This is a genomic window from Dokdonella sp., from assembly GCF_019634845.1.
Classification (GTDB): domain Bacteria; phylum Pseudomonadota; class Gammaproteobacteria; order Xanthomonadales; family Rhodanobacteraceae; genus Dokdonella_A.
Genome location: NZ_JAHCAQ010000017.1, coordinates 49,248 through 73,473, shown reverse-complemented (window position 1 = coordinate 73,473; position 24,226 = coordinate 49,248). Strand labels below are relative to the sequence as shown.

At 70.1% G+C, this 24,226-nt stretch carries 11 protein-coding genes; 6 read left to right on the top strand and 5 right to left on the bottom strand.

The features are described 5' to 3' along the window. Nucleotides 1-84 precede the first annotated feature (84 nt). The gene (locus tag KF903_RS12350; protein WP_291215257.1) at nucleotides 85-3,228 is read left to right on the top strand and encodes a choice-of-anchor Q domain-containing protein; all 3,144 of its coding nucleotides are present in this window, start codon (nucleotides 85-87) and stop codon (nucleotides 3,226-3,228) included. Nucleotides 3,229-3,804: 576 nt separating this feature from the next. Here the strand turns inward: KF903_RS12350 and KF903_RS12345 are convergent. After that, the gene (locus tag KF903_RS12345) at nucleotides 3,805-6,636 is read right to left on the bottom strand and encodes a serine/threonine-protein kinase (RefSeq protein WP_291215255.1); all 2,832 of its coding nucleotides are present in this window, start codon (nucleotides 6,634-6,636) and stop codon (nucleotides 3,805-3,807) included. A gap of 11 nt (nucleotides 6,637-6,647) precedes the next feature. Next, a complete protein-coding gene (locus KF903_RS12340) occupies nucleotides 6,648-7,211 on the bottom strand; it encodes an ECF-type sigma factor (RefSeq protein ID WP_291215252.1) in 564 nt (187 codons plus the stop codon). 277 nt (nucleotides 7,212-7,488) lie between these two features. Between KF903_RS12340 and KF903_RS12335 the strand changes: the two genes are divergently transcribed. The 4 genes from KF903_RS12335 to KF903_RS12320 all read left to right on the top strand — a co-directional run bounded on the left by KF903_RS12335 (nucleotide 7,489) and on the right by KF903_RS12320 (nucleotide 15,550). Next, nucleotides 7,489-10,713 (top strand): choice-of-anchor Q domain-containing protein, encoded by a 3,225-nt coding sequence (locus KF903_RS12335; RefSeq protein ID WP_291215249.1) that lies wholly within the window; start codon nucleotides 7,489-7,491, stop codon nucleotides 10,711-10,713. Between the two features lie 17 nt (nucleotides 10,714-10,730). Continuing rightward, entirely contained in the window at nucleotides 10,731-12,599 is a 1,869-nt protein-coding gene (locus KF903_RS12330; RefSeq protein ID WP_291215247.1) for an insecticidal delta-endotoxin Cry8Ea1 family protein, read from the top strand. Between the two features lie 116 nt (nucleotides 12,600-12,715). Next, a complete protein-coding gene (locus KF903_RS12325) occupies nucleotides 12,716-15,028 on the top strand; it encodes an NADP-dependent malic enzyme (protein ID WP_291215245.1) in 2,313 nt (770 codons plus the stop codon). Between the two features lie 162 nt (nucleotides 15,029-15,190). After that, complete coding sequence (locus KF903_RS12320) at nucleotides 15,191-15,550, top strand: HU family DNA-binding protein (RefSeq protein WP_291215244.1); 360 nt, start codon at nucleotides 15,191-15,193, stop codon at nucleotides 15,548-15,550. An 86-nt stretch (nucleotides 15,551-15,636) separates the two neighbouring features. Here KF903_RS12320 and KF903_RS12315 read toward each other — a convergent pair whose 3' ends face one another. The 3 genes from KF903_RS12315 to aceE all read right to left on the bottom strand — a co-directional run bounded on the left by KF903_RS12315 (nucleotide 15,637) and on the right by aceE (nucleotide 21,904). Continuing rightward, on the bottom strand, nucleotides 15,637-17,964 hold the full coding sequence (locus KF903_RS12315; RefSeq protein ID WP_291215242.1) for a DUF3772 domain-containing protein: 2,328 nt from the start codon (nucleotides 17,962-17,964) through the stop codon (nucleotides 15,637-15,639). Nucleotides 17,965-18,051: 87 nt separating this feature from the next. Continuing rightward, the gene (locus KF903_RS12310) at nucleotides 18,052-19,152 is read right to left on the bottom strand and encodes an alkaline phosphatase family protein (RefSeq protein WP_291215239.1); all 1,101 of its coding nucleotides are present in this window, start codon (nucleotides 19,150-19,152) and stop codon (nucleotides 18,052-18,054) included. A 52-nt stretch (nucleotides 19,153-19,204) separates the two neighbouring features. After that, on the bottom strand, nucleotides 19,205-21,904 hold the full coding sequence (gene aceE, locus KF903_RS12305; RefSeq protein ID WP_291215236.1) for a pyruvate dehydrogenase (acetyl-transferring), homodimeric type: 2,700 nt from the start codon (nucleotides 21,902-21,904) through the stop codon (nucleotides 19,205-19,207). Nucleotides 21,905-22,184: 280 nt separating this feature from the next. Between aceE and KF903_RS12300 the strand changes: the two genes are divergently transcribed. Continuing rightward, nucleotides 22,185-24,224 (top strand): hypothetical protein, encoded by a 2,040-nt coding sequence (locus tag KF903_RS12300; protein ID WP_291215234.1) that lies wholly within the window; start codon nucleotides 22,185-22,187, stop codon nucleotides 24,222-24,224. The last annotated feature ends 2 nt before the right edge of the window (nucleotides 24,225-24,226 follow it).

Here is a 24,226-nt window from a genome sequence, read left to right as displayed (position 1 = left end):
GGCGCCGCCACCTCGCGCGTAGATCGACGAACGGGCGCCGTGAACGGCGCTCCGGCGTGTTTCTTCGATCGCATCAGGGGCTTCATGGACATCATCAAAGCGTATGCTCGCCTGGCCGTGGCGGCGGCATTGTTCGCGTCTTCGGGCGCGGGTGCGGCGGTCTGCCACGAGCAGGCCGGCGCGGGCGGCGCCAACGACGGTTCGAACTGGGCAAGTGCCTACACGAACCTGCAATCGGCGCTCGGCAATATGGCCTGCACGGAAACCTGGGTCGCTGCGGGTGCCTACAAGCCGGGCACGGCGCGTGGCAACAGCTTCGCCATCGCGTCCGGCCGCGCGGTCCACGGCGGGTTTGCGGGCAACGAGGCGGCGCGCACGCAGGCCGACCCGCTCGCCCACGCGACGATCCTGTCCGGCGACATCGGCGCGGTGGAAGTGGCGTCGCCGCACGTGTGCTACGTCAACCACGCCGCGAGCGGCGCCCATGATGGCCTGACCTGGGCCAGCGCCTACGTCGACCTGCAATCGGCGCTGCTCGAGCCGTTGTGCAGCGAGGTCTGGGTGGCGAAAGGCGTGTACAAGCCGACCACATCGGGCACCGACCGCGGCGCGACGTTCTCGATCCGCCCCGGCGTCAAGGTCCATGGTGGCTTCGTCGGCGGCGAAACGAGCACGGCGCAGGCCGATCCGGGCATGAACCGCACCGTGCTGTCGGGCGACATCGACGGCGACGACACGGTCGATGCGGCCGGCATCACGCGCACGTCGAGCGACGCGCACGGCGCCAACAGCTACGGCGTGGTGCGCATGGACGCAACGACCGCGGCGGGTTCGATCGGCGCGGATACGGTGCTCGATGGCTTTGTCATCAGCGGCGGCGTCGGCATCCCCGGTCAGTTGAACAGGCCGATCGGCGGCGGCCTGTACTGCAACGCCGATGCCTCCGGCCGCAGTTGCCTGCCACGGCTTTCGCGGCTGTGGTTCGCTGGCAACAGCGCTGACAGCGGCGCTGCGCTGTTCAATCGCGGCGAAAATGGTGGAACCGCGAGCCCTGACTTGCGCGAGGTCACTTTCAGCGGCAATTTCGCCAGCCAGTATGGCTCCGCCGTCTGCAATTACGGCTACGGCGGCATCGCCAGTCCGAGTCTGGAGAATGTGACATTCAGCTCCAACGTCGCGTCGTCGATGGGCGGCGCCATGGCCAATCAGGCGCAATTGGGTGGACAGGCGAGTCCGACCTTGCGCAGCGTCACGTTCGCCGGGAATACCGGGTCGGGGGGCGCGGCGATGTTCGTCGCCGCCACCGATACGGCGGTGTCGGCGACCACGATCGACGGCGCGATCCTCGCCGATCCGTCCGGTCGGCCAGAGATCATCTATTACTTGAGTCAGGGCTCGGTGGCGATCAGCAACAGTATCGTCGCCGCGGGCTGCCCCGGCGGACAGACCACCTGCCAGAACGTGATAGCGGCAAATCCGCAGCTCGGCACGTTGCAGGACAACGGCGGCGCGACGCCGACGCTGCTGCCCGGCCCCGGTAGCGCAGCGACCGACGCCGGCGCCGCGGCGACCTGCGGCACGACGCCGTACGACTTCGATCAGCGCGGCGTCGCGCGTCCGCAAGGCGCGGGCTGCGACCTCGGCGCGGTCGAGGTACGGCAGACGCGCTTGACGGTCGCCGTCACCGGGCCAGGCTCGGTCACGGCCGACGCCAGCATGCCGGCGGCCACGGCGAGCGGCATCGCCGCCTGCCGCGCCGACAGCGGCACCTGCGGTGCCGGTTATATGGCCGAACCGCAGCCGGCGAGCGCGCTGCTCGATGTCGCCGCGGATACGCACGCACACTTGGCCTCAGTCAGCGACAACTGCGGCGTCGGCGGCGCATCGGCCGGCGCGTTGAGCGGCTCGACCTACGCGCTTGCCGCGTTCGCCGCGAACTGTACGGTCACGGCGACGTTCGCCGCCGACACGCATGCAATCGGCGGATCGATCGGCGGCCTTGCCGGCAGCGGGTTGCAGTTGCAGCTCGACGGCGGCGAAACGGTGACGCCCGCGCCGAACGCCACCACGTTCCAATTCCCGACCGCACTGTCCTGGGGCACGCACTACGACGTCGCCATCGCCGCCCAGCCGACGCAGCCGTGGCAGACCTGCACACTCGACAACGCCAGCGGCGATGTTGGCGACGCGGACGTGGACGACATTGCCGTCACTTGCACGACCAATACCTACACGGTCGGTGGCGGAGTCGACGGACTTGCCGGTGGCAGCGTCGGCGTGCGCCTCAACGGCGGCGAGACGCTCACGCTGAGCGCGAACGCGCCGTTCGCGTTCGCGACCGCGCTCGCCAGCGGAACGGATTACAGCATCGACATCGCACAGCAACCCGACGGCCAGAGCTGCACGGTCGGCCATGCGAGCGGCACGGTCGGCGGCGCGAACGTCACCGACGTCGTCGTCCATTGCGCTGCCTTGCCACCGCACCTGGCGCTGGCGATCGACGGCGGCAGCGCTTTCGCGCGTTATGGCCGGATCGTCGACTACACGATCACGCTGAGCAACGACGGCCACAGCCCCGCCACTGGCGTGCCGGTGGATGTCACACTGTCGAGTGCCTTCGACGGGCAATACGCACATTGGCAATGCTTCGACGGCGGCGCGGGCGCTTCCTGCACCGCGAGCGGTGACGGCCCGCTGCACGACTCCGTCACCGTGCCGCCTGGCCGCAGCGTGACCTGGCACGTCAGCGTACCGGTGCTTCCCGGCAGCGCGGAAGCGGAGGCGACCTTCATGCTCGCCATCGGCGGCGCGCAACCGCTGGAGCAGACCGACACCAAGACGCTCGTGCTGCTGCGCGACGGTTTCGATGTGCCCTACGCCGGCACCTTACGGCTCGTCGGCGCCGACGCGGTCGCGCTCCTCGGCGGCGACGCGACGCGCACGTTCGCGCTGCCGCCACCGAGCGGTGCGCGCATCGACGACGTGCTCGACGCGTGCGACGCGAGCGAATGCGTCGCGGTGCAGCGCATGCCGCTCGCTGCGACGAACGTGCTGCTGCGTCTGATGCATCGCGACGCGCAGGGACGCGAGCACGTTTCGCCGTGGACCGCCGCGCGATCGGATGCGACGCTGGCGATTGGCGGCATGGACGGCGAAAACGGCGTGCGACTGATCCTGCTCGAAGGCGGCGCCGCACCGTTGGCGCTGCCGGTCATCGACCGGCAATGAAAAGGGAGGGCGTCTCGCGCTGGTGCATCCGGCGCGAGGTGCCGACCCGGTGCCGATTCAACGATGGCCCCACCTTGCTGCCGACGCCGGCACGCAGGCGTTGCGGGCGGTGCCCGCTGGCGTCGTTGCCGCCGCGGGACGAGTCGATGCGGGGTTCGCCGTGTTTTCCGCAGCCGGCAACGTATGGTGCGGCGCTCATGCCGGGTACGGCGTCGGCGGGGCATCGCGGGGAATGGTCACGGGTCTCGTGCAGGCAGCGGCGGGTTCAATCGGCGGCATGCTCGCCGGCCGGTGAAACCACTTCCGCACGGTGCCGGCCGGCGCGAGCGCGCTGTACCGGGCGCTTGCACCGGCATGACCGCAATACCGACACGTCGCACGCCTTCGAGCCCGACACGAGGGTCGAGGCAAGCCCGTGACCGGCTCGGGCTGCAGGGCCGACACGATCCCGGCATGCGCGATGGGCGTCCGTGACGACACCGTGCGCGCGTACCGGCGGCGCGCGCAGCGGGCTTGCAGCGACTCCGACACGTCCTGGATCCGGCGTTCCGCCGACTTTCGCAGTGGGTGGTGTCGCTAAATCGGCGTTCCATGGTCGCCACGGAACGCCGAATCCTGCGGGAACGCCTGTTCGAGAATCGGGCGCAGGCTTCGTTCGAGCGCTTCGGCTGCGCCGTCGTGGCCTGCGACGCGCAGAGCGTGCGCGTAGCGCAGGCCGACGCGCGCGGCCTGTGGGTGGCGGGCGCCGGCGACGTCGCGCAGGCGTTCGTAGGCGATGCGCTCGGCGTCGAGCGCGGCAGCGGCGTCGCCACGCGTGCGCGCGAGCGTGGCGCGCGCGAGGTCGGCGCGTGTGCGCGTCCATACGTCGCTGCGCGCATCGCGGGCCAGCACGCGATCGAGCAGCGGCTGTGCGTTGGTCGCGTCACCGCGCATCGCGAACCATTGCGCGAGTGTTGCCGCGGCGGCGAGCGCAGCCGGTGCGGCGGTATCGTCCTTGCTGGCCCAGCCCAGGTTCGCGGCATCGAGCGCCGCGCGCGCGGCCGCGTAGGCGTGGCCGCCGTCGAGCAGCGCTTGCGCGAGGAGCGTTTGCGCATCGAGCGCGCGCGGATCGTCGGCGCCGTAGCGCGTGATCGAGGTGGCGACGCGTTCGCGCAACTGCGGCAAGGCCGCATCGAGTTCGCCGAGGAGAAGGTGCCGGCGCGCGATTTCGAGTTGCACGGCGGCGTACTCGCCGCTGGTCTTGCCGTTGAGCTGCGCCTGCGTGTCGAGGGTGTGGTCGAGCAGTTCGCCGGCTTGCGCGTAGTCGCCGCGGTCGTCGAGGATGACCGCCTGGCGCAGTCGGAACAGCGCCACGAACGGCCCGTCGTCGCCTTGCGCCGCCCGCACGATGTCGAGCGCCTGCCTCATCGCCGCGTCGGCGCCGGCCGCGTCGAAGAGGGCGGCGCGGCTCTGGGCCTGGCGCGACAACGTCATCGCGGCACCGACCGAGGCGCCGCTGCCGTCGGCCTGGTGGAGCGCGATGCCGCTCGTGCAGGCGCGCTCGGCGGCGACCTGTTCGCCGCGGTTGGCGAGGATGATGCACCGGTTGTTGTAGGCCGCCGTCAGCCGATTGTCGGCAGTGTTGCGCAGGGCCAGGTTCATCCGCAGCGTGGTGTCGGCCGAAACCTGCGCCGCGGCATAGTTGCCGGCGCGGTTCTGCGCCAGCGACAGCACCATCCAGGCGTTGGCGATCGCCTGCGAGCCGGCCGGGGTGAGCCGCTGCGCCAGTTCGAGCGAACGCCGCGCGGCATCTTCGGCCTGCGCGGCCGGAAATTCGCCATTGGCAAGCAGGTTCGCCAGCGCCTCCAGGCAGCGTGCGCCGGCCAGCGGATCGTCGACCGCCGGGGACAGGTTGAGTGTGGCCGCCTCGCGCATGAGGCCGGCGGCGCGGTTGTTGTCGTTCATGTGCCGATAGGCGTTGCCGACCGCCTCGAGCAAGCGTGCCCGCAGCCGCGGCTCGGCCACCAGTTCGAGGTCGATGCGGGCGGCACCGGTATCGAGCACCTCGCGTGCCGACAGGTCGTGGCGCAGCGCGGCGTTGAGGTTGGCGTCGCTGGCCGCGAACAGCGAGGTGAGGAAGTCGGTGGCACGCTCGGCGGTACGCGCCTGCGCGCGCGCCTCGCGCTCGGCCAGCACGGTACGCCAGGTAAAGCCGGCGGCGATGACGCTCATCGCGATGGCGGCCGCGAGCGGCCAGCGGTTGCGCCACAGGAAGCGCCGCATGCGGTAGCCGCGCTGGCCGCGCCGCGCCAGCACGGGGCGCGCAGCGAGGAAGTTGCGCAGGTCGGCGGCCAGCTCGGCCACGCTGGCGTACCGCTGCGCCGGTTCGCGGCGCAGCGCCTTGAGCACGATCGCATCGAGGTCGGCCGGAATGCGCCGTGCCGGGGCGACGCTGCGGCTGACGGAGGGGCCGCCGGCGATGGCTGCGCGCGTACTGCGGCTGGGCGGCGTGATCTCGCCGGCGACGACCGCATTGGCGCGCTCGTGTCCCGAGCTGATGTGGTCGAACGGGCGCACGCCGGCCACGAGTTCATACAGCACGACACCGAGCGAGTAGATGTCGCTGGCGGTGCCGAGCGGTTCGCCGCGGATCTGCTCGGGACTGGCGTAGGCCGTGGTCATCGCGTTGAGCACGGTGGTGGCGTTGCCGCCGGCATCGGCGTCGAGCAGGCGGGCGATGCCGAAATCGAGCAGCTTGGCTTCGCCGCTGCGGTCGACGAGGATGTTGGCCGGTTTGAGGTCGCGGTGGATGACCAGGCGCCCGTGCGCATACTCGACCGCGGCACAGATCTTGAGGAACAGCGCGATGCGCGCACGCAGCGCCGGCGCATGGGCATCGCACCAGCGGTCGACGCGTTCGCCGTCGACGTATTCCATGGCCAGGAACGGCAGGCCATCGGCGCCGATGCCGGCGTCGACGAGGTGGGCGATGTTGGGATGCGACAGCGCAGCGAGGATGCGGCCCTCGGCCAGGAAGCGCGCCAGCTCGCCCGCCGTGGGCGGCGCAGCGCCGCGCAGCAGCTTGAGCGCGACGCGCTGGTGCACGCCGGCGCTGTCGCGCTCGGCCAGCCAGACCTGGCCCATGCCGCCCTCGCCGAGCCGTTCGAGCAGGCGGTAGTGGCGCGGTGCGTCGGTTTCGATGCGGCCGGTGGTGACATCGCGCCGCAGCGCGTCGATGCGCTGCAGCGCCGCGGGCGCGCTGTCGTCGTCGCATTCGGCGCAGTCGATCAGCCACTCGGTTTCGCGGCGCAGCGCGGCGTCGTCGCCACAGGCAGCGGCCAGTCGTGCCGCACGCTCGGCGCGCGGCAGGTCGAGCAGCTCGTGCGCCAGCGCCTGGGCGCGGCCGTAGCGTTGGTCGGACCCGCCCATGCCCGCTGCGCTCAGGACGCCAGTTCGCGCTGCAGCCAGGCCCGCGCCATGCGCCAGTCGCGCACCACGGTCGGTCGCGCCACCGTGAGCGCGTCGGCGATTTCCTCCAGTTCCATGCCGGCGAAGAACTTGAGGTCGACCACGCGCGCCTGCCGCGGACTGATCTGGGCCAGGCGTTCGAGCGCGGCGTCGAGACCGAGCAGGTCGGCGGCGGCGACCGGTAGGTCGATCTCGTCGATGGCGACGCGTTGCTCCGAGCTCGGCCGCTTGGCGGCAGCGCGGCGACGCGCGTGGTCGACGAGGATGCGCCGCATCGCCTGCGCCGCGAGCGCGGCGAACTGGGCGCGGTTGCCGGCGTCGAGGTTGCGCTGGCCGAGCAGGCGCAGGCAGGCCTCGTTGACGAGTGCGGTGGTCTGCAGCGTGTGTCCCTCGCGCTCGCCGCGCAGTGCGCGCGAGGCCAACGACTTGAGCTCGGCGTAGACGAGCGGCGTCAGTTGGTCGCGTGCGGCGGCGTCGCCGCTGTTGCAGCGCTCGAGCAGGCCGGTGATCTGGGCGGTATCGAAGGAATCGGGCATCGGTGCGCTGCGGGCGCTGGATGGCCACAGCATAGCAATGATCGCGGCTTTGCCCCTGCGTCGGGGTGGGCGCATGATCCGCCGTCGCGGCGATCTGCGCGTATGTCCACAGCCGACCACTGCGGCGGCGTCGGAACGGGGGGCAGCCATGCGTGTCGTGGGGATTCGGCGGGAGCGGGCGAGGCGATGCGCGCGTGGCGGCGCGTGGCGCGCGGTGGCATGGCTGGCGTGCATGGCGTGCGGGTGGGCGCTGCCGGCCGCGGCGGCGATCCATACCGTGACCAGCGCTGCCGATGCCGGCAGCGGCAGCCTGCGCGAGGCGCTCACGCAGGCGCTTGCCTCCAGCGACGCGTTCAACACGATCTGGTTTGCGCCGGCGCTCGACGGCCAGGCCATCAGCCTGACCACGTTCACCAATCCGGCCGGCAGCGGCGCGCCCGGCGCGGCGGCGACCCGCCAGTTCGGGCCGGCGGCGTTTTTCATCAGTGGCGGCAAGAGCATCCTCATCGATGCCACGCACCGGCTCGCGCATGGCGTCACGATCGAGCGCGCGAGCGGCGCGCAGCAAGCGTTCCGCCTGTTCGACGTCGATGGCGACAGCGCGTTGTCGCTGCGCGGGGTGACGTTGCGCGGTGGCCATGCCAAGGGCGGCGATGCCGGTCATGGCGGCGCGGCGCTCGGTGCCGGTGGCGCGATCTTCAACCGCGGTACCGTGAGCATCGAGGACAGCACGCTGGTCGACAACACCGCGCAGGGCGGCGCCGTGCTTTCCGCATCGAGCGCGACCGGTGGCGGCGGCGTCGGCGGTGCGGCGGTCGGCAACGATGGGGGCAGTCCCAATGGTGGCACCCTGTCGGCGCTGGTCGGTTGGGGCGGCGGCGGCCGCATCCCGAGCGACCCACCGCAGTTCGGCGGCGGCGGCGCCGGTCTGGGCGCGCCCGGTTCGACCGGCTCCAGCGGTGGCACCGGTGGTTTCGGCGCCGGCGGCGGTGGCGGCTCGACGCCGGGTGGCGCCGGATTCGGTGGCGGTGCGGGCTGCGCCAATGGCGGTGGATCAGGCGCCGGCATGGGCGGTGCGATCTTCAATGACGCCGGCACCGTCGTCATCGGCAACAGTACGCTGAGCGGCAATCGCGCCCTGGGTGGGGCCAACGAAGTCTGCACTGGCATCGAGAGCTTCGGTCACGCGGAGGGCGGCGCGATCTTCAACTACAGCGGCCGTCTCGACGTCAGCTTCAGCACTCTGGTGGGCAACGCGATCGGTTGGGCCATGAGCAATGGCGCCAGCGGCATGAACGATGGTGGCGCGATCTATGGCATCGGCGACTACGCCTGCGCCGGCCAGGGCAATGCCTGCGGACGCGACCATGCGCAACTGCTGGTCGCCGCCTCGATCGTCACCGGCAACACCGTCGACAGCCTCGCCGCGAGCGGAGCGATCAACGACATCGCGATCAGTACGGGCGCGTTCGCGTTGCTCAACGGCGTCGCTGGCAGTGCGGGCGACCGCAACATGATCGGCCACGAGGCCGGCTTTGCGGGGAGCTGGCTCGTGACCGGAGTGCCGCCGCAACTGGGTGCCCTGGCCGACCATGGTGGTCCCGCATGGACGCTGCTGCCGGCAGCCACGAGTCCGGTGATCGACCGGATCGACCCGGCGCAGTGTCCGGAGCGACATGACCAGCGCGGCGTCGCGCGGCCACAGGGCAGCGCTTGCGACATCGGCGCCGTCGAGTACCGCGGCAATCCCCAGCTCACGGTCAGCGTCGCGGGTGGCGGCAGTGTCGGCGCCGACGCCACGCCGGCGCCGGTCGCCGGCGGCATCGTGGCCTGCACGGCAACGGGCGGCGGCTGCACCGCCACCTATGCGGGCGAAGGCAGCGCACCGCAAGCGGTCACGCTGCACGCGATTGCGGCCGGTGGCGCGAACTTCGTCAGCTGGAGCGGCGACTGCAGCGGCGGCAATCCAGCCATCGTCGTGACGATGGCTGGCGCGCGCAGTTGCCATGCGCAGTTCACGGCGGCACCGGTCTACGCGCTGACCGCGAGCGTCGACGGCGGGCATGGCGCGATCTCGCCGGCCACCCAGTCGGTGCCGGCCGGTGCCACCGCGCAGTTCGCCCTGCTGCCCGATCCGGGCTATCGCGTCGCTGCGGTGTCGGGCACCTGCGGTGGCACGCTCGACGCCGGCGGCGGCACCTTCACCACCTCGCCGGTCCAGGCCGCCTGCACCGTGGTGGCGCAATTCGCCCCCAACCTGCATCAGGTCGCTGCCGCCGGCGGTGCCGGCGGTGCGGTTGCCCCCACACTGCAGGTCGTGGCCGAGGGCGCCACGGCCACGCTGGCGGTGTCACCGCTGCCGGGCATGCACGTGGGCGCGATCGGTGGCACCTGCCCGCAGGGCAACCTCGTCGGCAACGGCTATGCCAGCGGCGCGATCGTCGCCGATTGCACGATCACGATCGGCTTCGAGGCGATCCTGCACACAGTGACCGCGAGCACCGATGCGCATGGCTCGATCACGCCGCCGACGCAGAACGTGGCCGAGGGCAGCAGCGCAACCCTGACCATTCTCGCCGATCCGGGCTACCACCTGGCCGGCGTCGACGGCAGTTGTGGCGGCCAGGCCAACGGCGCGACCTACACCACAGCGCCGATCAGTGCCGACTGCACCGTGCACGCGCATTTCGCTGCCGACCCGACTGCGGTGCTGGCCGTGAGCGTGTGCGTGTGGGGCAGCGACGGCACCTGCACGGCGCAGGACGACTATGCAGCCTATGGCGCCAGCCGCCTGTATGTCGTCACGGTCAGCAATGCCGGCGCCGCCGCCGCCAACGACGTGATGCTGGCGACCGCCGCGCCGGGTCTCGATGATGGCGCCACTTCGTGGGTCTGCATCGGTGCGGCCGGCGCGAGCTGCACCGCGGCCGGCAGTGGCCCGCTGGTCGAGAATGCCGTGAGCGTGCCCGCCGGTGGCAGCTTGAGTTGGCTGGTGACCTCGCAGGTGCGTGAGGACGCCGCCGCGCCGACGCTCGTCTACCAGGCCACGCTGTCGCGGCTGAGCGCGCCCGTGCCGAACAGCACCAGCCAGACGGCGTGGCTCGTGATCCTCCGCGATGGCTTCGAGGCGAGCGGCGCCGCCGCCACCGCCACGCAAGCCGCGACGTGGTCGGGGCAAGAGCCGTTCGCGTGGCCGTTGCCGACTGCCGCGCGCGATGGCCTGCAGGTGCTGCTGCGGGCGCGGGCGCCCGACGGCGCCGGCTTCCGCGTCGAGCGCCTGTGCGTCGGTGCGACCTGCTGGCTGCGGCTGCTCGTGTCCGACGCCAGTGGCGTGCGCGCGAGCGGCTGGCAGCCCTGCGCTGCCGGCGCGCAGCTGCAACTGCACACGGGACGCGCGGGCGAGGCCAGCCTGCTGCTCGACGGCGGCGGCGTGGCGCTGACGCTGCCACTGCACGCCCGTGCCGAGGGCTGGCTGATCGAGCGCATCGACCCCGACCAATGAAGCTGCGGAGGAACGCGATGAACACACCCCATGATCTTCCGCCCACGCTGCGGCGCGAGCCCCTGAGCGAATCGATCGACCGCGCGCGGCGTGACTGCCTGCGCCGGTTCGCCGGCGCGGCGCTGCTGCCGATGCTGGCCGGAACCGGCCTCGGCGGCTTGTTGGCCAGTGCCGCCGCGCGTGGCGCCGATAGCTGCGCGCAGACGCAGGCGCCGGCCAACGATCCTTCCTACAGCGACGCGATGGGCAAGGTCGGCTCGGTGCTGGCGGCCGGGCTCAATCTGATTCCCGAGGTCGGCGGCGTGCTGAGCCTGTTGCTTACCGTGCTCTGGCCGCTGCCGAGCCAGCAGCCGCAGCCCGACATCTGGAGCGAGATCAAGGGCAAGGTCGAGTCACTCATCGAGCACGACATCGACAATCTCGTGCTCGACCAGATGCAGCAGTCGGCGACCGGCGCGCACGACGCCCTGCTCGGCTTCCAGCAGCTCGTGCAGGCCTACGAGACCGAGCCATCCGAGCAACTGGCCAGCGCGATCCAGCAGAGCATCTTCAGCACCCACCAGATGCTGCTGCAGCAGGCGCCCTCGTTCCAGCCCAGTGGCTGGGCCAAACCGGTGCTGCCCTACTTTGCGCAGTTCGCCAACATGCACCTGGTGTTCCTGCGCGACGTGATCTGGTTCGGCCAGCGGCGCGGCCTCGTCGAGGGCGTCATCGACTACTTCCACCAGCAGTTCGACGTCGTGGTCAACCGCTACTGCCGGCATGTCGATGCGACGCTGCCTTCGCTGTTCCAGGACTACGAGCAGCGGTTCCACGATGCACGCAGTCAACTCGATGTAGTGGTCTGCGATGCGGGCGGAGCGTTGGTCAATCCATCCGACTTCGTGCGTCTGGCCTCGGGTGCCTGGAAGGCGCGCAAGAAGCAGGTGCAGATCCACAGCGCATACACCTTGATGGTGCAGGACTTCCGCGACCGCTGGCCGACCATGCTCAATCGGCTCGATGGCGCGGCACCGCCGCTCACGCGCGAGTTGTTCTACGGGCCCTACGGCATTCCCGAACTGCGCGACATAGGCCTGTGTCCGGGCAATCATTGCGTGGCGCCGGACTACACCTTGCCGCAACAGGATTACCCCTTTGTCGGCTTGCCGACGCCGGCGCCGGTGGCTGCGATCTCGTACCTCAGCGGCAACAACGAAGGCGGCATCACCCACTGGTTGTCGCAGATCGTCGTCAATCGTGCCGGCGACGGCGCCGCTGCGCCCAACAACGTCTACGTGCTCGATCTGCGGCAGAAGTCGGTGGTCGCGGTCAAGGTCGTCGTCGCACAGTACAAGTGGGAGGATGAAGGCTTCAACCGCTATGGAGCGGCTGGCGGCCATGCGATCGCCCGCCTTGACCTGACGCTCGACGACAACAGTACCGTGCAGTTCGGCGAGGCCAATGTCACCACGCTGCCGGGCAGCAACCACACCACGATCACCTACGTGAGCAACGATGTGGGACTGCCGCCGGGCCATCGACTCAGCAGCGTGGAGGGCCTGTCCACGGTCACCACGTTGTACAAGAAGCACGCCCACAACGATCACGACGGTCATGTCAGCGCCGGCAGCCTCTACGTCGGCGCGCGGCTGATCGATCCCGATACGCCGTTGCCTGCCGGGCTGATTGCCAACCTCTACGTGGCCAGCGCGAAGACGCTGACCGTGCAGCAGGCGGTGGCGATCGTTGCGCGCTCGTGGGCCAATCGCGGCAAGGCGCCCTCGTCGACGCGGCTGGCCGCCATGCTGGAGGCGGCCCGCGTCGCCGCCGCGCGCGAGCAATGGGACGCGCGGCGCGCCGAGTTCGCGGCGCGCCTGCGCAGCGCCGCGGCCAAGCGCGGCTAGCGCGCCGCGGCCGGCCGCAGCGGCACCACCGGCGGTTGTATAGTGCGCGCTGCGCGTGGCCGCGCGCCGCGTGCTCGCGCGCCGCCTGCCGCACCCGTCCCCAGCCCCGGCCCGTCATGTCCACCACCGAAGAACTCAAGAAAGCCGCCCTCGACTATCACCGCAGGAATCCCCCCGGCAAGATCAAGGTCACCTCGACCAAGCCCGTGGTGACCCAACGAGAGCTGTCGCTGGCCTATTCGCCGGGTGTGGCGGCGGCCTGCGAGGAGATCGTGCGTGATCCGGCCGAGGTGGCCACGCTGACGGCGCGCAGCAACCTCGTCGCGGTCATCACCAACGGCACCGCCGTGCTCGGCCTCGGCGACATCGGTCCGCTCGCCGCCAAGCCGGTGATGGAAGGCAAGGGCGTGCTGTTCCAGAAGTTTGCCGGCATCGACGTGTTCGATCTCGAGATCGCCGAACGCGATCCGGACAAGCTGGTCGACATCATCGCCAGCCTCGAACCGAGCTTTGGCGGCATCAACCTCGAGGACATCAAGGCGCCCGAGTGCTTCGAGGTCGAGAAGAAGCTGCGCGAGCGGATGCGGATCCCGGTGTTCCACGACGACCAGCACGGCACCGCGATCATCGTCGGCGCGGCCGTGCTCAATGCGTTGTTCATAGCCGGCAAGAAGTTCGAGGACATCAAGCTCGTTTCCACCGGCGCCGGTGCCGCCGGCATCGCCTGCCTCGACATGCTGGTGAGCCTGGGCGTGAAGATGGAGAACATCTGGGTCGCCGACCGGCTTGGCGTGGTGTGGCGCGGCCGCAAGGAGGAGATGGATCCGAACAAGTGCCGTTACGCGCGCGACACCGCCGCGCGCACGCTCGACGAGATCATCGACGGCGCCGACGTGTTCCTCGGCCTGTCCGCGCCCGGCGTGCTCAAGCCGCAGATGGTCGCGCGCATGGCGCCGCAGCCGATCATCCTCGCGCTGGCCAATCCGACGCCGGAGATCCTGCCCGAGGAGGCACGCGCGGCGCGCGAGGACGCGATCATCGCCACCGGGCGCTCGGACTATCCGAACCAGGTCAACAACGCGCTGTGCTTTCCCTACATCTTCCGCGGCGCGCTCGATGTCGGCGCCACGGTCATCAACGAGGCGATGAAGGTGGCCTGCGTGCAGGCCATTGCCAAGCTGGCGCGGCGCGAGATGACCGATGTGGCGGCGCGCGCCTATGGCGGGCAGAGCCTGTCATTCGGTCCCGACTACATCATTCCCAAGCCGTTCGATCCGCGCCTCATCGTCGAGCTGGCGCCGGCCGTGGCGCGCGCGGCGATGGAGTCGGGCGTGGCGACGCGGCCGATCGACGACCTGCGCGCCTATCGCGACAAGCTCAACGCCTTCGTGTTCCGCACCACGCTGGTGATGAAGCCGGTGTTTGCGCGCGCCAAGGCCGATCCCAAGCGCATCGTCTACGCCGAGGGCGAGGAGGAGACCGTGCTGCGCGCGGTGCAGCACGTCGTCGACGAGGGCACCGCCAGGCCGATCCTCATCGGCCGTCCCGCGGTGATCCAGGCCCGCATCGAGCGCCTGCACCTGCGCCTCAAGCCGGGCGTTGATTTCGAGCTGTGCGACATCGGCGACGACCCGCGCTTCAAGGACTACTGGACGCTGTACCACGAGCTGCTGCAGCGCGACGGCGTGACGCCCGACAGCGCCAAGCAGATCGTGCGCTCGCGCGCCACCGTCATCGCCGCCCTGATGCTGCGGCGTGGCGAGGCCGACGGCCTCATCTGCGGCATCGTCGGCCGCTACCACAAGAAGCTCGGCTACCTGCGCGGCATCCTGCCGCTCGATCCGGGCGTGGACACGTTGTCGGCGATGAGCGCGGTGTTCAACGACCGTGGCGTGTTCTTCTTCGTCGATACCCATGTCGCGGTCGAGCCCGACGCCGAGCACATCGCGCAGGCGGCCGCGCAGGCTGCGCTGCGGCTCAAGCTGTTCGGCATCACGCCGCGGATCGCGGTGCTGTCGCACTCCAATTTCGGCAGCCATGTCGACGCCAGCGCGCAGAAGATGCGCCGCGTGGTCGAGCTGCTGCGCGAGCGCCTGCCCAGGGTCGAGGTCGAAGGCGAGATGCATGCCGACACCGCACTCATTCCCGAGGTGCGCGAGCGGTTGTTCCCCAATTCGCGGCTCGGCGGGATGGCCAATGTGTTCGTCTGCCCGAGCATGGATGCGGCCAACATCGCCTTCAACATGACGCGCGTGATGACCGATGGCGTGGTGCTCGGCCCGATCCTCATGGGGCTGTCCAAGCCGGCCCACGTGCTCACCCCGGCGGCGACCGTGCGGCGCGTGTTCAACATGACCGCGCTGGCGGTGGTGGAGGCGCAGATCCGCAGCGCCAGTGCGCCGGCGCCCGCCACCGAAGGCACGGATTGATGCGGCGCCGGCCGCTGCGGTGCCGCATCGCGGCAGCGGGCGCCGGCAAAAAATTCCGCATTTCAAGCCGGCAAAACACGCGCATCGGGCAAAAAAAAACGCTACGCTAGGCACAGCGACGCAAGCGATGCGCCGCGCTACCCCCACGGAGAAACGACAACCATGGCTACATCCAAGAAGCCGGCTGCGGGCAAGAAGGCCGCGTCGAAGCCGATCACCGAACCGCTTGGCAAGTCCGGGCTCGTGTCGCACCTGGCCGAGCATGCCGCCGTCGCGGCGAAGGACGTGCGCGCCGTGCTCGCCGCGCTCGAGCAGGCGGTCGCCAATTCGGTGCACAAGAAGGGCGCTGGCCAGTTCACGCTGCCGGGCCTGCTCAAGATCACGGCGGTCAATGTGCCGGCCAAGCCCAAGCGCAAGGGCATCGATCCGTTCACCAAGGAAGAGCGCTGGTTCGCAGCCAAGCCGGCTTCGGTGAAGGTGAAGGTCCGCGCGCTCAAGAAGCTCAAGGACGCTGCGCAGTAAGCCGCGCGCCGTTCCTGTCATCGCTTCACACACCGCCGGCCTCGTGCCGGCGGTGTCGTTTGTGGTCCCCGGCGTGGCCCGGCGCTTCAGTCGCGCGTGCCGCCGCTGCTGACCACCTGCAGCGGCGAGGACAGCGCGATGTCATTGCTGCGCAGGCACGCCAGGATCTCCAGCAGCAGTTCGCTGCGCACGCTTGCCAGCCGCCGCGGGTTGGCGATGTAGGCGGCCACCGCGAACACCAGCGCGCCACCGGCGATGCCATCGAGCAGCACTGACGGCGCCGGGCGCTCCAGCACTTCGGCGTGGGCCGTCACCGCCTGCAGCACGATCTCGCGCACGTGCGCGGCGTCACTGCCGAGCGGCAGTGGCAGCAGAAAGCGCACGCGGCCGTCGGCATTGGCCAGCGTGACGTTGCGCACGCTCTTGGTCACCAGTTCCGAGTTGGGCACGATGACGGTCGAGCGATCGGCGAGCTGGATCTCGGTCGCGCGCACCTTGATGCGGCGGATGTCGCCCTCGACGTCGCCCAGTACCACCCAATCGCCGACCTTGACCGGGCGCTCGACGAGCAGGATCAGGCCCGACACGAAGTTCTGCACGATGGCCTGCAGGCCAAAGCCGATGCCGACCGACAGCGCGCTGGCGATCCAGGCGATGCGCTCGAGGCTCAGGCCCAGCGCCGCCAGCGCGATGCCCACCACCACCACGATGCCGAGCCAGCCGAGCAGGGTGGTGATCGAGTCGCGCATCGCGGCATCGAGCCGCGTCGTCGGCAGGTAGGTGTGGCGCAGCCAGTGCTGGACTCCGCGCACCAACGCCACGCCGACCACGAGCGCGAGCGCCGCGCCCACCACGGCCGATGGCGTGAACGAGAACGAGCCGATGCCAAGCGTGTTGCCGCGTCGCAGGACCCGGTCGACGAGTTCGCCCGGATCGGCGCCCAGTGGCGCCAGCACCGCGAGCAGGCCCAGCGTCATCGCCGCCAGCCGCAGCAGGCCGGTGCCGAGTACGGCCCACTGGTCGAGCGTGCGCTGGCCCAGCCCCAGCGAGCGCGTGAGCCAGGCGCTGCGCGAATGGACCGCCGCCGCGAACAGGTCCTCGATGAAGCACACCAGCAGATACAGCAGCGCGGCGACGACGATGCCGCCGACCAGTTGCTGCGCGAGCTGGTAGGCGAGCGCGATGTAGCCGGTCGCGGCGCTGACCAACACCGCCAGCACCGCCGCCCATGCGATCGCGATGACGGCACCGATCCAGGCCGGCCGCGTCACTTCCTCGGGCGGCGTGGTCGCGTGGTGCGTCATGCGCAACAGGCCCCAGCCGACGATGAGCGCGTACAGCACGCCCAGGCACAGGCTGCCAAGCATCGTCGCCGATACCCCGGCGCCGGCGAGCTGGTAGAAGTGGTGGATGACGATGGCGCAGCCCACTGCCGCGCCGAGCAACCACGGCAGCGCGCGCAGGCGCCGCGCGATCGCATCGTCGATCGGCGCCAGTCGCCATGACGGCCGCGTCGGCGACAGCAGGCCGCTGCCGATGCCGGCGACGAAACCTCCCCACAACATCGCCGTGACGAGCGCGGTACGCAACACCCGCGTGCTGTCGTCGGCGCTGGCGTCGGCATCGCTCCAGCCGAGCAGGATGCTGGCGCCGAGCCAGGCGCCGAGCGTGGTGCCGGCGGCGATGAGGAACGCGGCCAGCGAGCGGCGCAGGCGCCCGGCCTGCAAGCGCGCCGCGATGCGCGGCACGAGCACGCGTCGCGTCAGCCACGGCAGCAGGCACAGCACGCCCAGCCCGAGGGCGCCAGCGCCGAGCGCGCGCGGCAGGTTGGCGGCGGCGAAGCTGCGTTCGAACGAGGTGCGCGTCTGCGCCAGCAGCGCCTGCAGCGCGGCGCGGTCGCGGTCGAGGTTGCCGTCCAGTTCGCGCCAGAAGGTTGCAGTGAGCGGTGAGGCCGTGCGCTGCGACAGATGGCCGAGAAAGCTGGCGCGACGTGCCTGGCTGATCGCGGCGCTGATCTGCGCCGCATCGACGAGGATGAGCCGCGCACGACGCAGGTCGGCATCGGTGCTGGCGCGCTGCCGCTCGAGGTCCTTGCGCTGGGCGCCGATGTCGGCGGCCTCGCGCGTGCCGTCCTGCGGCAGCGGCCCGAGTTCGGCGCTGCGGGCATCGAGCGCGTCGAGCAGCGGCGTGCGTTCGTCGATGAGCGCCTGGGCGCGCCCGACGAGCTCGTTGTTCTGGCTGCGCAGCGCATCGAGCCGGGCCGAGTCGAGATCGCCGGTCGCCAGTTGCTTGCGCATGTCGGCGAGCTGTGCGCGGGCGCCGTCAAACAGTTTGCTGGCGTCGATCGGTTCGGCGCTGCTGGGCAGTGCGCCCAGTGCGAGCAGGCCGATGAGGAAGCGGATGAGGATGCGCATCGGCGCATCATCGAAGGCCGCCGGGCGAGCGTCAATCGGCGCGCAGCGGGCGCGATTCGTGCGTGCGCCTGCGCGCTGGCGGCGCGCTCAGTGCGGGCCGAACACGTCGGCGCCGAAACCGGCGAGCCCGTCGGCGCCGGCGTAGCCGAGGTGATCGAGGCCGAAGTTGTCCTCGACCCAGCGCAGCAGTGCATAGTGGTTGTAGGGCACGTCCGACACCGTGCCGGGCTTGATGCGCGGTGACAGCAGCACGGCGCCGATGCGACCGCCGCCGGGGCCGTCGATGCCGGGCGGCGGGCCGCCGGGCAGCGGCCGCGCAGCGCAGCAGCCACTGGTGTCGGCCATCGTCGCCTCGTCGAAGGTGATGATGATGAGGCCGCCACGCCGGTACGCGGCCGAGGCCATGATGCGCGGGATCCACTGGCGCAGAAAGTGGTCGACCGAGACCAGGCCGCCCGGTTCGCCGTTCTTGCACGGCGCATCGTGGCCGTCATGGCACAGGTTGGGCGCGATGAAGCTGTAGTTGGGCGTGGTCGCGAGCTGGCGCAGGTCGCGGTCGAGCACCTTGAGATTGACCACGTGGCGCTGGCAGCGCGCGCGATCGTCGATGATCGAGTGGAAGTACACGAACGGGTTGTGCTTGGCGGCGTACTGGTCGCGTGCGGTCGCGCGCCGCGTGGGATCCTCGCTGCCGATCTTCGCGTGCGCGCAGCTTGCCGCCTCGCGCCGGGGGTCCTTGCCCATGTCCTCCATGTAACCCTTCCAGCTGCGACCGGCGGCCGTGAGCTGGTCGGCCACGGTGCGCACCTGGGGCGGGTACACGCAGCCTTCGCCCGGCAACTGGCCGGCGGCGTCGAGCGGGCCGCTGGCGACGAATTCGCTGAACACCGTGCAATCGTGCTGGGTCGCCTTGTTCGGTGCCTGGCCACTGATGAGCGCGATGTAGTTGCCCAGGCTCAAGTGGCCGATCGCGTAGTACTGCCGCAGCAGCGCCCCCTTGGCGGGCAGCTCGTGGGCCAGGTAGGGTGCTGCCGACGCCGCGCCGAAGGTGGTGTCGTAGAGCTGGTTCTCGAGGACGATGATGAACACGTGCTCGAACGGCGCCGGCGCCGCTGCGGCAGCACGCGCGCCCGGCGGCATGCCGGCGAGCAGCAGCAACACGAACATCGGCCACAGGGGCAGGCGCATGACGGACTCGGTCAGGGCATGCGGGCGCCCGGTGGCGCCCACATGCCGGTGCTCACATCGTGATCGGGTTGGGCTTGTCGGGATCGAGCTTGTACTGGCGGATCGCGCGCGCCACATCTTCGGGGTTCATCTCGCCGTCGGCCGCCAGCGCGCTGATCGCCGCGTGGGCGATCCAGTAGCGATCGATCTCGAAGAAGCCGCGCAGGTTGTCGCGCGTGTCGGAGCGGCCGTAGCCGTCGGCGCCCATCGACACGAAGCGACGACCGGCCGGCACGAAGGCGTGGACCTGATCGGTGACCGCGCGCACGTATTCGCTCACCGCCACCACCGGCCCCTTGTGCTCGGCCAGGCACTGCGCCAGATGCGACACGCGCGGCTGCTTGGCCTGCGGATGCAGGCGATTCCAGCGTTCGCAGTCGTAACCGTCGCGTGCCAGCTCGGTGAAGCTCGGGCACGACCACACGTCGGCCTTGACGCCGAAGTCGGCATCGAGCAGTTCGGCGGCCTTGACCGCCTCGAGCACCGAACCACCGGCGGCCAGCAGCTGCACGCGCGGGATCTTCTTGTTCTTGCTCGCGCCGGCGTCCTTGAACAGGTACATGCCCTTGACGATGCCGTCGTAGCAACCTTCGGGCATGTCGGGGTGGATGAAATTCTCGTTGGTGGTGGTGATGTAGTAGAAGACGTCGCGCTGGTCCTCGAACATCTCCTTGACGCCGTGGTGCAGCAGCACCGCGACCTCGTAGGAGAAGGTCGGATCGTAGGCGCGGCAGTTCGGCACGGTGCCGGCCATGAGCTGTGATGCGCAGTCCGAATGCTGCAGCCCTTCGCCCGGGAAACTGGCGCCGGCGGTGGCCCCGATGAGGAAGCCGCGCGCGCGCTGGTCGCCGGCGGCCCAGATCAGGTCGCCGACGCGGCGGAAGCCGAAGAACGAGTAGTAGATGAAGAACGGCAGCATCGGCTGGTTGGAGATCGAGTAGCTCGTCGCCGCGGCGATCCACGACGACACGCCACCGGCCTCGGAGATGCCCTGCTGCAGCACCTGGCCTTCCTTTGCCTCGCGGTAGTACATGAGCTGGTCGGCGTCCTGCGGCCGGTATTTCTGCCCCTCGGGCGCATAGATGCCGATCTGGCGGAACATGCCTTCCATGCCGAAGGTGCGCGCCTCGTCGGCCACGATCGGCACCACGCGCGGCGCGATCTGCTTGTCACGCAGCAGCAGGTTCATGCCGCGCACGAGCGCCATCGTGTTGGAGATCTCGCGCTCGCCGCTGCCCTTGGTGATCTGCGCGAAGCTCGCCAGGTCCGGCGCCTTGAAGGCCTCGCTGGCCTTGCTGCGACGCTGCGGCAGGAAGCCGCCGAGTTCGCGGCGGCGTTCGAGCATGTACTTGACCTCGGGCGAGTCCGGACCCGGGTGGTAGTAGGGCACTTCGGCCAGCTTGTCGTCGGGAATCGGCAGCTGGAAGCGATCGCGGAAGTGGCGCACCGCGTCGTTTTCCATCTTCTTCTGCTGGTGGGTCGGATTTTCGGCCTCGCCACTGCCGATGCCCATGCCGTAGCCCTTGACCGTCTTGGCCAGGATCACGGTCGGCATGCCGGTGGTGTGGGTGGCCGCGTGGTAGGCGGCGTAGATCTTGTGCGGGTCGTGGCCGCCACGATTGAGGCGCCAGATGTCCTCGTCGGAGAGGTTGGAGACCATCGCCAGCGTCTCGGGCGACTTGCCGAAGAAGTGCTCGCGCGTGTAGGCGCCGCCGAAGGCCTTGCAGGCCTGGTATTCGCCGTCGACGCAATCCATCATCACCTTGCGCAGCGCGCCGCTGGTGTCGCGCGCCAGCAGCGGGTCCCAGTAGCTGCCCCAAACCACCTTGAGCACGTTCCAGCCGGCGCCGCGGAAGCCGCCCTCGAGTTCCTGGATGATCTTGCCGTTGCCGCGCACCGGGCCGTCGAGGCGCTGCAGGTTGCAGTTGACGACGAAGATGAGGTTGTCGAGGTTCTCGCGCCCGGCCAGCGCGATCGCGCCGAGCGATTCGGGCTCGTCGATCTCGCCGTCACCGATGAAGCACCACACCTTGCGATCGGTCTGCGGCATCAGGCCGCGGTTCTCCAGATACTTCCAGAACTGCGCCTGATAGATCGCCTGGATCGGACCCAGGCCCATCGACACGGTCGGCACCTGCCAATACTCGGGCATGAGCCACGGATGCGGGTACGAGGACAGTGCGTGATGCGGCGCGACCACCTCGTGGCGGAACAGGTCGAGTTGCTCGGCGCTGATGCGCCCTTCGAGGAACGAACGCGCATAGATGCCGGGGCTGGAGTGGCCCTGGTGGAAGATGAGGTCGCCCGGATGGTCCTTCGACGCCGCGCGCCAGAAGTGGTTGAAGCCGACGTCGTACAGCGTCGCCGACGAGGCGAAGCTGGCGATGTGGCCGCCGAGGCTGCCCGGCTTGCGGTTGGCACGCACCACCATCGCCATCGCGTTCCAGCGCAGGATGCAGCGGATGCGCCACTCCATGTGCGCGTCGCCGGGGGACTTGGCCTCGAGCTCGGGCGGGATCGTGTTGATGTAGTCGGTGGTCAGCGGGAACGGCACCTGGCCGCCGGCACGGCGCGTCTCGGCGACCATGCGCTCGAGCAGGTACTGCGCGCGGTCGGTGCCGTCGGCATGGATCACGCCCTGCAGGGCCTCGGTCCACTCGCGCGTTTCGCGTGGGTCGAGGTCCTGGTCGAGGATGTCGGTGAGCTGGTTCATGGCTGGATCTCCGTCTGCGGCGGCGGGCCGGGGCGGCGGCGCCGTGGCGTGCCGGGTTGGCGATGTGGGAAGGCGCAGTTTAGCTCACCGCGCCGCCCGGCGATCCGCCGGGCGGTGCCCCGGGCGGCACGCGGCGCACCGTCGCGCGGCGGTCACGGCGGGCGTGTCGGCATCGCCCGGGCGATCCCGATGTCTTTTTGGCGCGCGATTTGGCGTATCGACATTCAGGGGCCCATGTCGCGTCGGCGTGGGCCCGTTCACCGTCACAGGGGAGATTCTCATGCGTTTGCACGTTGCGGCATTCATCGTTGCGCTCGGCGGCATTGCCGCGGCCCCGGCGCACGCCGATCTGGTCGTCTACGACGACGCCTTGCAGAACGGCTTCGGCGACTGGTCCTGGGGTGGCGGCAGCAATTTCGCCAACCCCTCCCCGGTGCACGGCGGCAGCGCGTCGATCGCATTGACCGGCAACAACTACAACGCGATTTCGCTGACCAAGGCCGGCGCGGGCTTCACGAGTGCCGCCTTCCCGAACCTGCGCCTGTGGGTGCACGGCGGCAGCAGCAGCAACCAGGCCTTGACCTTGACCCTCGAAAACACCGCGCCGGCCGCTGAGGCCAGCGTCGCGCTCAACACCTACATTTCCGGTGGCGGACCGACCGCAGGCACCTGGAAGCAGGTGACCGTGCCGCTGGCGAGCGCGTTTCCGACCCTCGCACAGTTCGACCGCATCAACATCATGAGCAATGCCGGCGGCAGCCAGCCGACCGTCTATTTCGACGACATCGTGCTCACCAGCGCCACGCTCGATCCGATCTTCGCCAACGGCTTCGAGGGCAGCGCACCGCCGGCCGGCAATGGCCTCGTGCACGAGCAGAACGTGGCCGTGGCCGGCATGCTGAGCGACCGCTTCACCTGGCGCGACAGCCTGGCCCGCCCGCGCGTGGCGGTGCTGGCGCAGAACAATGGCGCGGCCGGCCCCGGTGGCGCCCGCGGCGGCGCGCTGCGCGAGTTCCGCTACCAGACGCCGGCCAACGCCACCCGCGTCGCGCAGGTGAGCACCTACGGCAACGGCGGCTACGCCGGCTTCGGCTACGTCGTGTCGCATTCGGCCTGGCTCGGCAACGTCTGCACCGGCGACGACTCGCCGCTCGGTGGGTTCATCGCGGGGCAGTTCCAGCGCGTATTCACCGGCCGCCACCATGCGATCTTCCGCTTCACCCAGAACTATCCGCGCAACTGCCGCCAGAGCGGCGCGCCGCAAAGCGTGCCGTTGCCGGTCACGATCGACTGGGTGTTCGCCACCGGGCGCGACAATCCGCTGTGGGCCGTCACCTTCGACATGAGCAGCCTGCCGGCCAACTACCTCAACGACGATTCGCGTGCGCCCTACGGCGAGCTCGAGTTCGACGGCGACGGCTCCAAGAACGTCAGCGGCGTCGCCTGGGGCGACCTGTGGAAGTTCACGACCACCAGCGCACCGGTCACGCTCAACAGCAGTTGGACCTGGAACCAGCCCAATACCGTGCCCTACGTGAAGGAGTGGATCACCGACACCGACGCCACGATGGGCCTGGTGCAGACCCAGACGCTGGTACAGCACGATGCCGGTGGCGGTCGCAATCCGTGGTGGCACGACATGACCCAGTTCTGGAACAAGACCTCGGCCAATGGCGCTGCCGGCGACGGCTACCTCATGCCATGGCAGGGTGAATGGCCCTACCAGGCGATCGCGTGGAGCATCGGCAGCGCCACCCCGACCAACAACACGCGCCTGACCTGGGGCACCCAGTTCGGCTTCCTCGGCCAGTCCAGTTACGCCTCCAACACCAATGCGGCCGACGATGGCCCGATGCGGTCGGGCTATCCGCGGCAGAGCTACTCGGTCTACGTGGTGCTCGGTGCGCACAGCACCAGCCCGATCGAGGCGCAGCGCAGCGAAATCGAGGTCGCGCAGGCGCTGACCCTGACGGCGAGCGTCGGCAGCGTGGCCGCCAACGGCCCGGCTGGCGTCAACCGGCCCGACACGATGAGCTACAGCCCGGCCGGCTTCGACCCGGTCTACGGCGCGCTCACGTTCGGCGCCGCCGGCAACGCGCTCGATGCCAACGTCGCGGTCGGCAGCGGCACGCTGCGCCATCCGCTGATCGTCGTGCGTGGCTACACCGCCAGCGGCTATCCCACGCTCAAGCTCAATGGCCAGACACTGGTCATGGATCAGGACTGGTTCCCGTCGCTGCGCGCGGGCAGCAACGAGTTGTGGATCACGCTCAACCGCGACCTGAGCGGGGCGAGCAACCGCCTCGTGATGACGCCCTGAGC

Bases quoted from the DNA above. Each gene is read 5' to 3' on its own strand.
- KF903_RS12350 (WP_291215257.1), top strand. From the start codon at position 85: ATGGACATCATCAAAGCGTATGCTCGCCTGGCCGTGGCGGCGGCATTG.
- KF903_RS12345 (WP_291215255.1), bottom strand. From the start codon at position 6,636: ATGGGCGGGTCCGACCAACGCTACGGCCGCGCCCAGGCGCTGGCGCAC.
- KF903_RS12300 (WP_291215234.1), top strand. From the start codon at position 22,185: ATGCGTTTGCACGTTGCGGCATTCATCGTTGCGCTCGGCGGCATTGCC.
- KF903_RS12310 (WP_291215239.1), bottom strand. From the start codon at position 19,152: ATGCGCCTGCCCCTGTGGCCGATGTTCGTGTTGCTGCTGCTCGCCGGC.
- KF903_RS12325 (WP_291215245.1), top strand. From the start codon at position 12,716: ATGTCCACCACCGAAGAACTCAAGAAAGCCGCCCTCGACTATCACCGC.
- KF903_RS12320 (WP_291215244.1), top strand. From the start codon at position 15,191: ATGGCTACATCCAAGAAGCCGGCTGCGGGCAAGAAGGCCGCGTCGAAG.
- KF903_RS12340 (WP_291215252.1), bottom strand. From the start codon at position 7,211: ATGCCCGATTCCTTCGATACCGCCCAGATCACCGGCCTGCTCGAGCGC.
- aceE (WP_291215236.1), bottom strand. From the start codon at position 21,904: ATGAACCAGCTCACCGACATCCTCGACCAGGACCTCGACCCACGCGAA.
- KF903_RS12330 (WP_291215247.1), top strand. From the start codon at position 10,731: ATGAACACACCCCATGATCTTCCGCCCACGCTGCGGCGCGAGCCCCTG.
- KF903_RS12315 (WP_291215242.1), bottom strand. From the start codon at position 17,964: ATGCGCATCCTCATCCGCTTCCTCATCGGCCTGCTCGCACTGGGCGCA.